Genomic DNA, 15,619 nt, shown 5'->3' on the forward strand with positions numbered 1-15,619 from the left:
GGCTATCCCGCCTTCTTTGCCGACGACCCTGTAGAAGCCACGATCCTGATGCCGGGCAGCTTGCCCAACACGAGCATCGCGCCGGCCTCGGCAGCATCCTTCGGACCGGCGAGATGGAAATCGACGCCGTCAGGCAGCATGGCGGCAAAGCCTGGGTCGACAATGCCTCGGGTCCTCAGGCTGTCAGCGGTATCGCTGTCGAAGAATGCACCGGTCTGCTTGATAAGCAACAGCGCGTTTGCGCCAAGCTTACCGGCAAGCCAGGCGGCCAGAGAATCGGAGGTAATGTCCCAGGAGGCCGGAACATCCAGCGCCGGCAGTGCCAGTGACGACGGCAGCCACACCGGAACCTTCCCCGCCTCCAACGCTCGCCCGATCTCATCCAGCGACCGTGCCGGCGTCAGCCTTTCGTCCCGGTCGAGGATGACATGGCCGAACTGTTCCATGGCCAGGATCGCCATGGCATGTGCGGCGGTGTCGGAAAAATCCATGCGTGTCTGCGTCTCACGCACATGATCGGCAAAGAGCCCGCCGCCGGGCACGATGACGATCGGCAGCCGGGAACCCGCCAGCGCTGCGATCCAGCTCTTCATCTCCGCCGCGTGGGCCGTGCTGCCGCCAAGCTTGACGATGGCCCGTCGGAGCATTTCGGGGCGTTCCTGGCGCGGCCGGAAGACAACGCTTCCGTCTTCTCGGCCAGCGGTGCCGGAGGCAGCGCAGCGTCCCGCCGATTGGCGCTTGCGTTCGATCTCGACGCCGACACCGCCAGGACCGAGCTCGAGCTTTTCCACCCTTACCGTAACGCGCACGACCCGCTGGTTCTCCAGGACGTGCGCTGCCACCTGCTCGGCCAAAGCCTCGCTGAGCTGGATATGGCCTCGCGCGACGATGGTGCGAATGCCGTCCATGATGATGTCATAAGAGAATACATGGCGCATGTCCTCGGGATGGTCGGTGATTTGCAGCACGTCGGCGGTCACATCAAAGCGCACTTTTTGAGTATGGCCATGCTCGAAGCTGTAGGCGCCGATCTGGACCGGCAGAACAAAATCCCGCACAAAAATCCTGTCCGTGCCCAGTGTCGGGTCGGTGTCCGGCGAATAGCCTCTCGCCGCCAACAGGCGATAGTCGATACTCAATTGACCGCCGGTCCCGGATTCCGTCGGGATCAACTCTCGAATCTGCGAGACCGCCTCGGCGCTGATCGAACTCGTGCGACCGGAATGGCCACACAGCGCCCCCCGAAAGCCGAGAAAATCGGGAGCGAAAGGCAAGAGGCGCGGAATATCCGGAGCTTCCAGCGATCCACTCAGGCCGACCATCAGACCAAGCGATTTCGTGCGATCGACGAATCCCGGAATACGCTCCGGCGGCAGATGATCGAGCAGCCGGCCCCTCCCCTTTTGCGCGGTATCGACCATCACGCCATGGAAGCGATGCCTGGCGAATATCGGCAGAAGTTCGAAGTCCGGCGCCAGATCGGCAAACAGCACGGCAATCAGCTTCGTTCGTGCGGCGAGCGGTTCGAGCGCCTGTGCGCAGGCAGAGATATTTGCCGAAGGAAAAAATCCGATCTTCACATAGTCGACGCCGGTCGCCGCGATCTCTTCGGCCTTGATGCGGATCGTTTCGGGTTCCATCGGCAGGTCGCCGCAGACCGCGCTGACCGGAGCCCGACCAGCGATGAACGAAATCGTTCGGCGCATGGTTTCCGTGGACACCGCGCCCAGGGCTCCCGCCTTCGGGTCCTTCAGGTCGACGATATCGACACCTCCAGAAAGAGCGATCTCCGCCTCTTCGATGCCGGTGACGCTTGCCAGCATTCTGGTCATTTGAACAGTTTCTCCAGTTTGGAGGACAAGACGTTTTTATAAAGGCGGTCGATGCCCCTGCGCCACGTCTCGTCGGTGTTGCCACGCGAATCGACGCTGGCGACTTTCCGCACCGTTCTGGCAGGCGCGAAAAGTCGTCCGATAGGGTTTGATAAATTTTGCGGGTCGGCTAAGTTGATCATGGGCACCTTGACTTGGCGCGGCTCCGGCAACCGTCGAACCTTTGCGCAAGAATGGGTAATTACTATCGATGACGAGCGCGGTGCCAGGCACTCTCGCTGCCTTTTTGTGCTTTTTTTCCCTGACCGTCAACGTTTCCGACGCGACAGGCCAGGAAACGGTGGCGAAGCCGGAAAAAAAGACAACTGAAATCAAGATAGGCTATTTGCGGGCCTATGCACCGCAATTGACGCTTTCCATGCTCGACCTGCCGCCACGCGACGAAGGTGTCGCCGGCGCCGAGGTGGCGATCGGCGACAACAATACGACGGGAAAGTTCACCAACCAGAAATTCAGCCTCGACGTGACCGAGATCAAACCCGAAGGCGACGCGGTTCGGGCATTCGAGGATCTGATCGCCAAGGGCGACCGTTATGTGGTCGCCGATCTTTCAGCCAAACAATTGCTGTCGATCGCCGACATCGCCCGTGAAAAAGGCGTGCTGATCTTCAACGTCGGCGCGACCGACGACAGCCTTCGCGAGGAGGACTGCCGCATCAACGTTTTCCATATCGCGCCGACGCGCAGCATGCTGGCCGATGCGCTGGCGCAGTATCTCATGGTGAAGAAGTGGCCGAATTGGGTGCTGCTCTATGGATCGCATGAGCAGGATCATCTCTACGCCGATGCGTTGCGCCGCGCGGCAACCCGCTTCGGCGGCCAGATCGTCGCCGAGAAGGAATTCAAGGATACCGGCACAGCCAGGCGCACCGACACCGGCGCCACGCAGATACAGCAGCAGATTTCCGTGTTCACGCAAGATCTCCCGGAGCATGACGTGGTGCTTGTCGCCGACGAAAGCGAGGTTTTCGGGACCTACGTGCCCTATCGCACCTGGACGCCGCGGCTGGTCGCCGGCACGGCCGGTCTGGTTGCGTCGTCGTGGCATCCCGCCAGCGAACAATGGGGCGGCATCCAGATGCAGAGCCGCTTCCTGAAGACGACGAGCCGGCGGATGCTCTCCAAGGACATGTCGGCCTGGACGGCGGTGCGTGCCGTCGGCGAGGCCACCACGCGCACCAAGGGCGACGATGCGAAAAAGATCAGCGACTACATGCGCTCTGACGATTTTTCGGTTGCTGCTTTCAAGGGGCAGAAGCTGACCTTCCGCAAATGGAACCTCCAGCTTCGCCAGCCGATCCTGCTTGGCGACACCAAGTCCGTCGTCTCGACATCGCCACAAGAGGGCTATCTTCACCAGGTCTCCGAACTCGACACGCTCGGTGTCGATCAGCCGGAAACGAAATGCGCTCTCAAGTAGAGTCAATCGGGAGGAATTTGCGTGCAGAAACGAGCTTGCGCATTCGCCATTCTCGCGGCCGGCCTGACGGCCAGTCCGGCATCGGCCTATACGGCCTACGTTTCCAACGAGAAGGACAACACGATGACCGTCGTCGACACGGCGACGATGCAGGTGGTGAAGACAGTTGAAGTCGGCCAGAGACCTCGCGGCATCACCATCTCGCATGACGGCAAATTCGTCTACCTATGCGCCAGCGATGACGATACGGTCCAGATCATCGATACCGCGACGCTTGAAATCGTCGGTACGCTGCCATCCGGCCCCGATCCCGAATTGTTCGTGCTCTCGCCGGACGGCAAGACGCTTTATGTCGCCAATGAGGACGATAATCTCGTCACCGCCATCGACGTCGAAAGCAAGCAAGTCCTGGCCGAGATTCCGGTCGGCGTGGAACCGGAAGGCATGGGTGTCAGCCCCGATGGCAAGACCATGGTCAACACCTCGGAAACCACCAGCATGGCGCATTTCATCGACACCGGCACGCATGAGGTGACCGACAACGTGCTGGTCGACACGCGCCCGCGCTTCGCCGACTTCAAGCCCGACGGCACGCAGGTCTGGGTCAGCGCCGAGGTTGGCGGCACCGTCAGCGTCATCGACAACGCCAAACGCGAAGTGGTGAAGAAGATCCAGTTCGCGATTCAGGGACTGCGGGCCGAAACCATCCAGCCGGTAGGCATCGCCATCAGTGCCGATGGCAAGAAAGCCTATGTCGCGCTCGGCCCGGCGAACCATGTCGCGGTGATCAATACCGATACCTACGAGGTGGAGAAATACATCCTCGTCGGCCAGCGCGTCTGGCATCTGGCCTTCACGCCCGACCAGAAAACGCTAATCACCACGAATGGCAATTCCAACGATATCACCTTCATCGACACGGCCACCGACGAGCCGGTCCAATCGCTCACCGTGGGCCAGCAGCCCTGGGGTGTGGTCATTTCGCCCAAATAGCAGACATTGATCATCGGGAGGCTCAAGACATGAAACTTTGCCGCAGGTTTTTCTTCGCCGCGCTCGCCGGATTTGTCCTTGCTCCGATCGGAGCAAGCGCCGACGACGCAACACCAAAACCGTCGCGTGCCAGCAAGAACCTGCCGGAATTGATTATCGGTTCGGCCGATTCCACCTATGCCGTCAATCAGAAGGACTTCGAGCTGATCGCCGGCCAGGGGTATCGCTGGAAGATCACCTCCAAAGGCGGTTTCGAATACAAGTTCGTGACCGACCTCTTCCGCAATGTCTGGATGGACCAGATCGTCATCAACGATTTGGAAGTGCATATGGACGGCGGACCAGCCTGGCTGGAATTCGACGATGCGGGAACGATCCAGGTGCAGTTCCATACCGTTCGCCCGGGCGAATATACCTGGTCGGTTCCCGACCTTGCCGACAAGGGACTGAAGGGCAAGATTACGATCAAGTGAGACAAAGGCGACCAGGGCGCCAGATAGCCAACGCGTCCTGAAGGAGCGACCCGGCATGCAGCATATGAGGACAAACGGTCCGGGAGAAGAGGTGGCGGCGCTCGATGTCGGCGCCGTCAGCCATTCCTATGGCCAGAAGCGGGCGCTCAACGACGTCTCCTTCTCGATCGCGCCGGCGACTTTCACCGTTCTGCTCGGCCTCAACGGGGCCGGCAAGACAACGCTGTTCTCACTGATAAGCCACCTCTACGACACGCGTCACGGATCGATCCGCATCTTCGGCCATGACATTCGCCGCGCGTCCGGCGAAGCACTCAGACGGGTCGGCATCGTGTTCCAGGCACGCACGCTCGACCTCGACCTCAGCGTCTACCAGAATCTCTCCTACCACGCCTCGCTGCATGGCATTGGCGGACGCGAAGCTCGCCAGCGCATTGCCGCGCTGCTTGAAACGGTCGACATGCAGGGCCGCCAGCACGACAAGGCACGCAGCCTCTCCGGCGGTCAGATGCGACGCATCGAAATCGCCAGGGCGCTGCTTCACCGACCTTCCCTGCTCCTGCTTGACGAGGCGACCGTCGGCCTCGACATCGAGTCCCGCGCGGGCATCCTCGCCACCATCCGCAAGCTCGTCCAGGCAGAGGGCATCGGCGTGCTCTGGGCCACGCATCTGATCGACGAAGTCGAAGACGCCGACCATGTCGTCATACTGCGGCGAGGTGACCTGGTCGCGAGCGGCAAGGTGTCGGATGTGATCCGTGCGAACGGCGGAAATTCGCTTCGTGAAACCTTTTCGAAGCTCAGCCGCGTCGATGCGGCGGGCATGGTGGAGACGTCACCATGAGCGCTCCAGCGATGCCCGGAAAGCTCGCCGGCATCATGCCGGTGCGGTCTGAGCCATTCGGCCTGCGCCACTATCTCATTTGCCTGAAAGGTGTCGTCCTGCGCGAGTGCCTGCGCTTCCTGCACCAGCGCGAACGCTTCATTTCCTCGCTGGTCCGGCCGCTCGTCTGGCTGTTCATCTTCGCCGCCGGCTTTCGCCAGGTGCTCGGCGTGTCGATCATCCCGCCCTACAAGACCTATGTGCTCTACGAGGTCTATATCACACCGGGCCTTTGCGGCATGATCCTGCTGTTTTCCGGCATGCAGTCTTCGCTGTCGATGGTCTACGACCGCGAGATGGGCAACATGCGCATCCTGCTGGTCAGCCCGTTTCCGCGCTGGTTCCTGCTGGTGTCGAAGATGCTCGCTGGTGTGGCCGTATCGATCGTGCAGGTCTACGCGTTCCTGATCGTTGCCTGGTTGTGGGGCGTCAAGGCGCCGCCACTCGGCTACCTCTACGTGCTGCCGGCACTGTTCCTGTCGGGCATGATGCTTTGCGCGCTCGGCATGCTCTTGTCTTCGCTGATCAAGCAGCTCGAAAACTTCGCCGGCATCATGAACTTCGTCATCTTTCCCGGCTATTTCGCGTCTCCGGCGCTGTATCCCTTGTGGCGCATCCAGGAGGCGAGCCCGCTGCTCTACAAGATCTGCCTCTGCAACCCGTTCACCTATGCCGTCGAACTGATCCGCTTTGCCTTCTACGGGCAGATCGAATGGCTGTCGCTGGGCGTCGTCGCCGGCTGCACGCTGCTGTTTCTGGGCGGCGCCATCATCGCATACGACCCTTCGCGCGGTTTGGTGATCCGCAAACAGGACATGGGAGGAAACGCCTGATGGCGCGAATGAGGCTTGCTCACACTCTGGTTCTGGTCGCCACGCTTGCCTCGATGGGGAGCGCCGGCGCGGCAAACACCGATCCCGACTGGCCCTGCATGCAGCGTAAGGTGCCACAGCTCTCGCTTGGCCAGATCTGGAATGGGCCGGAGCTTCCTGCGACCGCGAAAGATTGGGCGAAGGATCACGGTGTGTCGGCGCTTGTCGAGGCGGTGGCGGCCCGGCGGACGCCGATTGCCGAAGCCCAAAAAGAGATCAAGGATTTCGCGACTTCCCTGCCGCCCGAGCAGGTTGCGCCAAAAATGACGATGCTGGTGCAGGGAATGTTCGACCAAATGGACGCCGAGCGTTCGCACGTGATCTCCGGCATCTCCCGCTATGCCCACAAACAGCTCGAAATGGCGGCACAGTTGCGCAAGGAAGCATCCGAAGTCGACGCGCTGCGCGCCAAGGCCGATGCGGATCCGGACGAAGTCGAACGGCGAACCGACCAACTGAATTTCGCGACGCGAATTTTCACCGAACGGGTCCAGTCGCTGACTTATGTCTGCGATGTACCTACGATAATCGAGCAGCGGCTTTACCAGTTGTCGAAGACCGTCTCGGAAACGCTCGCCGTGAAGAAATAGACCTTGGCCGCCTGCCTCATGACCCCCTGCCAGGCAGCACACGCCAGCGCTGCACGAAATAACCGGGATGCGTCTCGATCCACCGAGCCACCAGCGGCTGCGCCTGCATGAAGGCGGTCCCGGGGTTCATCGCCATACCGTCCACCATTTGTTCGCGTTGTTCGCAGGTCCGCGGTACATCCGTCAGGCAGACCATCATAACGAGTGTGTAGAGCATTGCCCCTTTTCCCCTTCGAATTCCCGAACGCTACCCGGGAGGTTTCCGAACAGTCTGCAGGGGTTGCACATACGGATCGCTTACGGGTGTGAAAGACGCGGCCCCCGCTCTTTCGCACTGCAACATAACATATTGCTTATATAACACCAACGATCGCGAGCGTTCTCCACCGGGCTTTCATCCGCCGCGTTCGTGCAATGTCATCCCGCCTTGTCTGGATACAGCTTTCCGAAAAGGGGCAGATACATCGCGCCCTTGCGCATCAGGAAATCGTTGAACGTGGCCATGGCCGGCGAGATCGCGTGATCGGTTCGCATCACCGAAAACCATTGCCGGCGGATCGGCATGCCGACAACGTCGAGGATGACAAGCCGGCCTGCTTCGGTTTCCGCAGCGATGGTGTGGGCAGAGATGAAGGCGATGCCGAGACCAGCCATCACCGCCTGCTTGATCGTTTCGTTCGAGGCCATCTCGACACCGAGGTCGTCGATGCGCCCAGGTACGTCGCTCAGGAATATTTCCAACGAGATGCGGGTTCCGGAGCCGGGCTCGCGAATAAGGAAATGCTCCTCGGAGATGCGCTCCTTGGAGATATCGCGCGCCGCGACCAACGGATGGTCGGGCGGCGCGATGATGACCAGCGGGTGATCGCCGAAGACCGAAGCACGCACCGGAACCTCCTTCGCCGGGCGCCCCATCAGCGCGATATCGATGTCGTGGTTCTTGAGGTTGTCGATCGTCTGGGCACGGTTGCCGATGGCAAGCCGCATGTCGATGTCGGGATGGTCCTTCATGAACGCAGCCATCAGCCGCGGCGCGAAATATTTGGCGGTGGAAACAACGCCGAGCCTCAAGCTGCCGGTGCGTAGGCCCTTGATGGCATCCATCTTGTCTTCGAGCAAACCGAGATGCTCCTCGATAACCTGCGCTGTCTCGACGAAAGCCCGACCTGCGGCAGTGGGACGCATGCCGTCCGACGTTCGGTCGAACAGAGCCAGCTGGAATTCTTCCTCCACTTGCCGCAGCTGGATTGTCAGCGCTGGAGGAGACAGACCTAACATCTTGGCTGCGCTGACAATTTTGCCGCACTTGATGATTGCCTGGACGGTCTTGAAATGCTTAAGCGTGAGGTTTCTCATGCCGCACACTAAATTATTTTTACTGGTTAAGTAAAGTTATTGAATTTTACTTATCTGGCGACGTTTGTTTCCATTCCTCCAGTCCAGCCGCTCCGAGGAGATGCGGCCCGACCGGGAGGTTACGATGCCAGCGGCAACGCTCGACGCTTTTCTGAACTCCTATCTCGGCCAGCCTGACGAATTTCGCTCGGCAGTTGTGACGACCGTCCGTCAGTTGACACAGGCCGCCATCAAGGTCCGCAACACCATCAACCAAGGGGTGCTCGGCGCCGCCTTTGCCGAAACCCGTGGCGCCAATGCCGATGGCGACGTCCAGAAGGATCTCGACGTCTTCTCCGACGACATCTTCCTCGACGCCATGCGCCGTGCGCCGGTCGCGCTTTACGCCTCCGAGGAGCTGGAGCAGCCAGTCCTGCTCGACAGGCAAGCGCCACTCGCCATCGCGATCGACCCGCTCGACGGCTCTTCCAACATCGACACCAACGTGTCGATCGGAACGATCTTCTCGCTCCTGACCGCAACTGGCGCGCCGGACGCTGATCCGGCCGCCTCTTTCCTGCAGGCGGGCGTGAACCAGCTAGGCGCCGGTTTCTTCATCTATGGGCCGCAGCTGGCACTCGTCCTGTCGCTCGGCAGCGGCACGCATGTCTTCGTCTTCTCGACAAGGCTCGGAACCTTCGTCCAGGCCTATGAAAGCCGGATCATTCCGCAACGCACTCAGGAGTTCGCCATCAACGCCGCCAACTACCGGCACTGGGACGAGGCCGTGCGGCTCTATGTAGACGACTGCCTGGAGGGCACCGAAGGACCGCGCGAGAAGGATTTCAACATGCGCTGGATCGCCTCTCTGGTTGCCGACTGTTACCGCATATTGATGCGCGGCGGCGTTTTTCTCTACCCCGGCGATCGGCGCAAGGGCTATGGTCAGGGACGGCTGCGCCTCGTCTACGAGGCCAACCCGATCGCCTATCTCATAGAACAGGCTGGCGGTGCCGCCACCGATGCGATCAACCGTATCCTGGAAATCGAACCCGAGAGCCTGCATCAGCGCGTGCCGATGATCTTCGGGTCGGCGCGGGAAGTCGCGCGCATCACCCGCTACCACACAGAGCCGAGCAACATCGGTGAGCGTGCGCCGCTGTTCAGCCGCCGCGGCCTGTTCAGAGCCTGAGCAGCACCATGTCAGCCAAGCACCCCATCATCACCATCACCGGGTCGTCGGGCGCCGGCACGACCTCGGTCAAGCGCATCTTCGAGCTGATTTTCCGGCGCGAGAACATCGAGGCCGCTTTCATCGAAGGCGACGCATTCCACCGCTACGACCGCGCGGCGATGAAGGCAAAGGTGGCCGAGGAGGAAAAGGCCGGCAACCCGAACTTCACCCATTTCAATGCCGCGGCCAACGAACTCGGAATTCTCGAAGAGGTGTTCGCGGAATATGGCCGCCGCGGAACCGGCAAGACCCGCACCTACATTCATGATGAGGAAGAGGAAAAGCAGCACGGCACGCCCCCGGGAACCTTTACCGAATGGCGCGAATTCGCTCCCAGCGACCTGCTCTTCTACGAGGGGCTGCACGGCTGTGTCGTCACCGACACGATCAATTTGGCCAAGCATGCGGATCTCAAGATCGGCGTCGTGCCGGTCATCAATCTCGAATGGATCCAGAAGATCCATCGCGACCGTTCGACACGCGGCTATTCCACCGAGGCGGTGATGGACGTCATCCTGCGCCGGATGCCCGACTATGTCCGCTACATTGTCCCGCAATTCTCGCAGACCGCCATCAACTTCCAGCGCGTGCCGATCGTCGATACGTCCAACCCGTTTATCGCGCGCTGGATTCCGACGCCCGACGAATCGATGCTGGTTATCCGCTTCGCCAATCCGCGCGGCATCGATTTTCCGTATCTGCTGTCGATGATCCACGACTCGTTCATGTCGCGGCCAAATTCCATCGTGGTGCCAGGCAACAAGCTCGATCTTGCCATGCAGCTGATCCTGACGCCGCTCATTCTGCAATTGACTGAACGCAAGAGCCGTGTGTCGTGAGGAGGATGCAATGACCAGCCAAACAGCACTGAAGCCCGTCACCACAACCGCTCCCGTCTCGGAGCGCGACATGGCGAACGCCATTCGCGCGCTGGCGATGGACAGCGTCCAAAAGGCGAATTCGGGTCACCCTGGCATGCCGATGGGCATGGCCGATGTCGCAACGGTGCTGTTCAACCGCTTCATCAACATCGATCCGTCGAGGCCGGGCTGGCCCGACCGTGACCGTTTCGTGCTTTCAGCCGGCCACGGCTCAATGCTGCAATACGCGCTGCATCATTTGCTCGGCTATGAGGACATGCAGGTCGAGGAATTGCAGCGATTTCGGCAGTTGGGCAGCCGCACCGCCGGGCATCCGGAATACGGCCATGCGCTTGGCGTGGAGACCACCACCGGACCGCTCGGACAGGGCATTTCCACGGCCGTCGGCATGGCGCTGGCGGAACGTATGCTTGCCGCCCGCTACGGTACCGATCTGGTCGATCATCATACCTATGTGATTGCGGGCGACGGCTGCCTTCAGGAGGGCATCAGTCACGAGGCGATAGACCTCGCTGGTCACCTGAAGCTTTCCCGCCTGATCGTCTTCTGGGACGACAATGCGATTTCCATTGACGGGCCGACCTCCCTCTCCACGTCGATGGACCAGCCGGCGCGCTTCAAGGCCGCCGGCTGGGATGTCCAAAGCGTCGCCGGCCACGACATGGAGGCAGTCGCCGCGGCAATCGAGTCGGCGCGGCGGTCGGATCGGCCATCGCTGATTGCCTGCCGCACAGTGATCGGCATGGGTGCCCCCAATCTCGGCGGTTCGGAGAAGACGCACGGCGCACCGCTGGGTGAAGTAGAGATCGCCGCGACACGCGAAAACATCGGCTGGGCCCACGCGCCGTTCGATGTGCCGGATGATATCCTTTTCGCCTGGCGCGAGATTGCCGGTCGCGGCGAAGCGATGCGGCGCGCCTGGGAGCAGCGGCTTGCCGCCTCGCCGCGGCGCGAGGCTTTTGAAAACGCCGTCGCCGCCGAACTGCCCGACACGGTCTTCGAAGCGCTCGAAGCCTTTCGTCGCGAACATGTCGAGAAGGCAACCAAGGTGGCGACGCGAAAAGCCTCCGAGATGGCGCTGGAGGTCATCAACAGCGCAACGGAATTGACCGTCGGCGGCTCGGCCGATCTGACGCATTCAAATCTGACGATCACCAAGGGCATGAACCGCATTGCGCCGGGTGATTATGCCGGCCGCTACATTCACTACGGCATTCGTGAGCACGGCATGGCGGCCGCCATGAACGGCATCGCGCTGCATGGTGGTTTCGTGCCCTATGGCGGTACGTTCCTGTGCTTCGCCGATTATGCGCGCGGCGCGATGCGGCTCTCGGCGCTCATGGGCCAGCGCGTCATCTATGTGATGACACACGATTCCATCGGCCTCGGCGAGGACGGCCCGACGCACCAGCCGGTCGAGCACCTTGCGATGCTGCGTGCCACGCCTAATCTCAACGTCTTCCGCCCGGCGGATGTCATCGAAACGGCGGAGTGCTGGGAACTCGCGCTAAAGAGCAAGGATCGGCCGAGCGTCCTGGTGCTGTCGCGCCAGAACCTGCCTATGCTGCGTCGGTCGCACAGCGACGAGAACCGCTCCTGCCAGGGCGCTTACATCCTGCGCGAGCCGACAAAGCACCGCGCCGTCACCCTGATCGCCACCGGCTCGGAGGTCGAGATCGCGGCTGCTGCCGCCGAAAGGCTGGAGACCGAGCATGGCGTCGCCGCCGCCGTCGTGTCGATGCCGTGCTGGGAGCTTTTCGAGGAGCAGGAAAGCGCCACCCGCAAGGCCGTCCTCGGCTCGGCGCCGCGCGTCGCGGTCGAAGCGGCAGCCCGGCTGGGCTGGGACCGCTGGATCGGCGAGACCGGCGCTTTCGTCGGCATGACCGGCTTCGGCGCCAGCGCCCCTGCCCCCGACCTCTACCGGCATTTCAACATAACATCCGAAGCGGTTGCTGCAGCGGCGCTGAAGCTCATCATCTAGGAGGATTCACAATGGCTCGCATCACCCTTCGCCAGCTTCTCGACCATGCCGCCGAGCACGGCTACGGCGTTCCGGCATTCAACATCAACAACATGGAACAGGGCCTCGCCATCATGGAGGCGGCCAAGGCCTGCGACGCGCCAGTCATCATCCAGGCTTCACGTGGCGCCCGGTCCTATGCCAACGACATCATGCTGGCCAAGATGATGGAGGCGCTGACCGAAATCCACCCGGCCATCCCGCTATGCATCCATCAAGACCACGGCAACAGCGAGGCCACCTGCCTTTCCGCGATCCGCCACGGCTTCACCTCGGTGATGATGGACGGATCCTTGATGGCGGACGCCAAGACGCCGGCAAGCTACGACTACAACGTCGCCATAACCGAACGCGTCGCACGCATGGCGCATTGGGTCGGCGCTTCCGTCGAAGGCGAACTGGGCGTGCTCGGTTCGCTGGAAACCGGCCAAAGCGAGGCGGAGGATGGCCACGGCGCCGAGGGCGCGCTCTCTCACGACCAACTCTTGACCGATCCAGATCAGGCGGTCGATTTTGTGACCGCAACCCAGGTCGACGCGCTGGCGATTGCCTGCGGCACCTCGCACGGCGCCTACAAATTCACCCGCAAGCCGGACGGCGACATCCTGGCTATGCAGGTGATCGAGGCGATCCACGAGAAGCTGCCCAACACGCATCTGGTCATGCACGGCTCTTCCTCGGTGCCGCAGGAGCTGCAGGACATCATCAACAGATACGGCGGCGAGATGCCCCAGACCTTTGGCGTTCCGGTCGAGGAGATCGAGCGCGGCATCCGCTACGGCGTGCGCAAGGTCAACATCGACACCGATTGCCGCATGGCCATGGCCGGGCAGTTCCGCCGCGTCGCGACGGAAGACCCGCGCGAGTTCGATCCCCGCAAATTCCTGAAACCCGCCATGGATGCCTTGCGCGACCTTTGCCGGGACCGCTTCGAGCGCTTCGGTACGGCGTCCAACGCCTCGAAGATCAAGGTCATCGCCATGGACGAGATGGCGAAACGTTACGCCGCGGGAAAACTCGACCCCCATATCGCAACCGCGAAAGCCGCCTGAGCAACAAACAGGAGACCTGTCATGAACAAGATCGACATACTGCCAGTGGGGACGCTCAAGGAAGGCAAGGAACGCTACAAGTCAGGGGTCATCCCCTACAAGAAGATGGGCTATTGGGAGCCTGACTACAGGCCCAAGGAAACCGATCTGATCGCGATGTTCCGGATCACGCCGCAACCCGGTGTCGACCACGAGGAGGCGGCGGCCGCCATCGCCGGCGAATCCTCCACCGCGACGTGGACCGTGGTGTGGACCGACCGGCTGACCGCCTGCGAGCTCTACCGCGCCAAGGCGTTCAGATCCGAGCCGGTGCCGAACACCGGTCCCGGAACCAAGACCGAACAACAGTACTTCGCCTACATCGCCTACGACCTCGACCTGTTCGAGCCGGGCTCGATCGCCAATTTGACCGCATCGATCATCGGCAATGTGTTCGGCTTCAAGGCAGTCAAGGCGCTGCGGCTGGAAGACATGCGTATCCCGGTCGCGTACCTCAAAACATTCCAGGGGCCGGCGACAGGCATCGTGGTGGAGCGTGAGCGGCTCGACAAGTTCGGCCGGCCGCTGCTCGGCGCTACGACGAAGCCGAAGCTCGGCCTGTCGGGCCGCAATTACGGGCGCGTCGTTTACGAAGCGCTGAAGGGCGGCCTCGATTTCGTCAAGGACGACGAGAACATCAACTCGCAGCCCTTCATGCACTGGCGCGACCGCTTCCTCTACTGCATGGAGGCCGTGAACAAGGCGTCGGCTGCGACCGGCGAGGTCAAAGGCCATTATCTCAACGTCACCGCCGGCACGATGGAGGAGATGTACGAGCGCGCCGAATTCGCCAAGCAGCTTGGCTCCTGCATCGTCATGATCGACCTCGTCATCGGCTACACGGCGATCCAATCTATGGCCAAGTGGGCACGCCGCAACGACATGATCCTGCACCTGCACCGTGCCGGCAACTCGACCTATTCGCGCCAGAAGAACCACGGCATGAATTTCCGCGTCGTCTGCAAATGGATGCGCATGGCCGGCGTCGACCACATCCATGCCGGCACGGTGGTCGGCAAGCTGGAAGGCGACCCGCTCATGATCAAGGGATTTTATGACACGCTGCGTGAGGAGCGCACGCCGCAGAACCTCGAAACCGGGCTGTTCTTCGATCAGGAATGGGCCTCGCTCAACAAGGTGATGCCCGTCGCCTCGGGCGGCATCCATGCCGGCCAGATGCATCAGTTGATCCACTATCTCGGCGAGGACGTCATCCTGCAGTTCGGCGGCGGCACAATCGGCCATCCGGACGGCATCCAGGCAGGCGCGACGGCCAATCGCGTCGCCCTGGAAGCGATGATCCTGGCCCGCAACGAGGGGCGCGATTACTTGCGCGAAGGGACCAAGATCCTCGAACAGGCGGCCAGATGGTGCACGCCGCTGAAGGCTGCCCTGGAGACCTGGAAGGACGTCACCTTCAACTACGAATCGACCGACACGGCCGACTTCGTGCCAACCGCAACGCCCAGCTTCTAGACGAAAGGAACCATCGTCATGATGACCAATCCGGGAAACAAGGTCACGCAGGGACAGTTCTCGTTCCTGCCCGACCTGACCGACGAGCAGATTTCGGCGCAGATCAAATACGCGCTGAAGAACCATTGGGCGGTCAGCGTCGAGTACACGGACGATCCGCATCCGCGAAACACCTACTGGGAAATGTACGGCAACCCGATGTTCGATTTGAAAGATCCGGCGGGCATACTGCTCGAGGTCAATGCTTGCCGGAAAGCCTGTCCGAACATGTATGTGCGGGTGACCGCCTTCGATTCGACCAAGGGCTGGGAAGCGCCGCGCATGTCGTTCATTGTCAACCGGCCTCCCAGCGAACCCGGATTCCGGCTGCTGCGCCAGGAGCGCGACGGCCGCAGCCAGGGTTATTCGATCGTGCCTTATGCGACCGACAGGCCCGAGGGCGAGCGGAGCTAGCTGAAC

General features: G+C 61.5%; 16 protein-coding genes. 13 read left to right on the top strand and 3 right to left on the bottom strand.

Annotated features, from left to right (window positions below; genetic code table 11):
* Nucleotides 1–2: 2 nt before the first annotated feature.
* Nucleotides 3–1,832: a (5-formylfuran-3-yl)methyl phosphate synthase gene (locus NKK51_RS10360; protein ID WP_352552650.1), complete on the bottom strand. Its 1,830-nt coding sequence runs from the start codon at nt 1,830–1,832 to the stop codon at nt 3–5.
* Between the two features lie 51 nt (nt 1,833–1,883).
* Here NKK51_RS10360 and NKK51_RS10365 point away from each other — a divergent pair, with 51 nt between their 5' ends.
* From NKK51_RS10365 to NKK51_RS10395, 7 genes are read left to right on the top strand one after another with little or no spacing between them, the layout of a single operon-like run.
* Nucleotides 1,884–2,201: a hypothetical protein gene (locus NKK51_RS10365; RefSeq protein ID WP_352552864.1), complete on the top strand. Its 318-nt coding sequence runs from the start codon at nt 1,884–1,886 to the stop codon at nt 2,199–2,201.
* Nucleotides 2,083–3,312 carry a lanthanide ABC transporter ABC transporter substrate-binding protein PedA1 gene (locus NKK51_RS10370; protein ID WP_352552651.1) on the top strand — a complete coding sequence of 410 codons (1,230 nt, stop codon included), beginning with the start codon at nt 2,083–2,085 and terminating at the stop codon, nt 3,310–3,312. Before NKK51_RS10365 ends, NKK51_RS10370 begins: the two co-directional genes overlap by 119 nt.
* A gap of 21 nt (nt 3,313–3,333) precedes the next feature.
* Entirely contained in the window at nt 3,334–4,305 is a 972-nt protein-coding gene (locus NKK51_RS10375) for a YVTN family beta-propeller repeat protein (protein ID WP_023810412.1), read from the top strand.
* A 29-nt stretch (nt 4,306–4,334) separates the two neighbouring features.
* The gene (locus tag NKK51_RS10380) at nt 4,335–4,778 is read left to right on the top strand and encodes a hypothetical protein (protein ID WP_023810411.1); all 444 of its coding nucleotides are present in this window, start codon (nt 4,335–4,337) and stop codon (nt 4,776–4,778) included.
* Between the two features lie 55 nt (nt 4,779–4,833).
* Nucleotides 4,834–5,622 carry a lanthanide ABC transporter ATP-binding protein PedB/LutE gene (locus tag NKK51_RS10385; RefSeq protein WP_352552653.1) on the top strand — a complete coding sequence of 263 codons (789 nt, stop codon included), beginning with the start codon at nt 4,834–4,836 and terminating at the stop codon, nt 5,620–5,622.
* 35 nt (nt 5,623–5,657) lie between these two features.
* A complete protein-coding gene (locus NKK51_RS10390; RefSeq protein ID WP_050580490.1) occupies nt 5,658–6,494 on the top strand; it encodes a lanthanide ABC transporter permease protein PedC in 837 nt (278 codons plus the stop codon).
* A gap of 53 nt (nt 6,495–6,547) precedes the next feature.
* A complete protein-coding gene (locus tag NKK51_RS10395) occupies nt 6,548–7,123 on the top strand; it encodes a hypothetical protein (protein WP_352552655.1) in 576 nt (191 codons plus the stop codon).
* 16 nt (nt 7,124–7,139) lie between these two features.
* On the opposite strand, the gene NKK51_RS10400 is transcribed toward NKK51_RS10395, so the two are convergent.
* Both NKK51_RS10400 and NKK51_RS10405 read right to left on the bottom strand, forming a co-directional pair.
* Nucleotides 7,140–7,340, bottom strand: coding sequence for a hypothetical protein (locus NKK51_RS10400; RefSeq protein WP_352552657.1), 201 nt, complete (start codon nt 7,338–7,340; stop codon nt 7,140–7,142).
* A 200-nt stretch (nt 7,341–7,540) separates the two neighbouring features.
* On the bottom strand, nt 7,541–8,479 hold the full coding sequence (locus tag NKK51_RS10405) for a LysR family transcriptional regulator (protein ID WP_352552658.1): 939 nt from the start codon (nt 8,477–8,479) through the stop codon (nt 7,541–7,543).
* A gap of 124 nt (nt 8,480–8,603) precedes the next feature.
* Here NKK51_RS10405 and NKK51_RS10410 point away from each other — a divergent pair, with 124 nt between their 5' ends.
* The 6 genes from NKK51_RS10410 to NKK51_RS10435 are packed head-to-tail and all read left to right on the top strand — an operon-like array spanning nt 8,604 to nt 15,613.
* The gene (locus tag NKK51_RS10410) at nt 8,604–9,650 is read left to right on the top strand and encodes a class 1 fructose-bisphosphatase (RefSeq protein ID WP_023810405.1); all 1,047 of its coding nucleotides are present in this window, start codon (nt 8,604–8,606) and stop codon (nt 9,648–9,650) included.
* Nucleotides 9,651–9,658: 8 nt separating this feature from the next.
* Nucleotides 9,659–10,531, top strand: a complete 873-nt coding sequence (locus tag NKK51_RS10415; RefSeq protein WP_352440189.1) for a phosphoribulokinase — start codon at nt 9,659–9,661, stop codon at nt 10,529–10,531.
* Between the two features lie 10 nt (nt 10,532–10,541).
* Nucleotides 10,542–12,554 carry a transketolase gene (gene tkt / locus NKK51_RS10420; RefSeq protein WP_352552660.1) on the top strand — a complete coding sequence of 671 codons (2,013 nt, stop codon included), beginning with the start codon at nt 10,542–10,544 and terminating at the stop codon, nt 12,552–12,554.
* Nucleotides 12,555–12,565: 11 nt separating this feature from the next.
* Nucleotides 12,566–13,645, top strand: coding sequence for a class II fructose-bisphosphate aldolase (fba, locus tag NKK51_RS10425; protein WP_023810402.1), 1,080 nt, complete (start codon nt 12,566–12,568; stop codon nt 13,643–13,645).
* Between the two features lie 21 nt (nt 13,646–13,666).
* Nucleotides 13,667–15,160: a ribulose-bisphosphate carboxylase large subunit gene (locus NKK51_RS10430; protein WP_352552661.1), complete on the top strand. Its 1,494-nt coding sequence runs from the start codon at nt 13,667–13,669 to the stop codon at nt 15,158–15,160.
* 18 nt (nt 15,161–15,178) lie between these two features.
* A complete protein-coding gene (locus NKK51_RS10435; protein ID WP_013532057.1) occupies nt 15,179–15,613 on the top strand; it encodes a ribulose bisphosphate carboxylase small subunit in 435 nt (144 codons plus the stop codon).
* Nucleotides 15,614–15,619: the final 6 nt, after the last annotated feature.

The organism is Mesorhizobium sp. M0011, assembly GCF_040324155.1.
Lineage (GTDB): Bacteria > Pseudomonadota > Alphaproteobacteria > Rhizobiales > Rhizobiaceae > Mesorhizobium.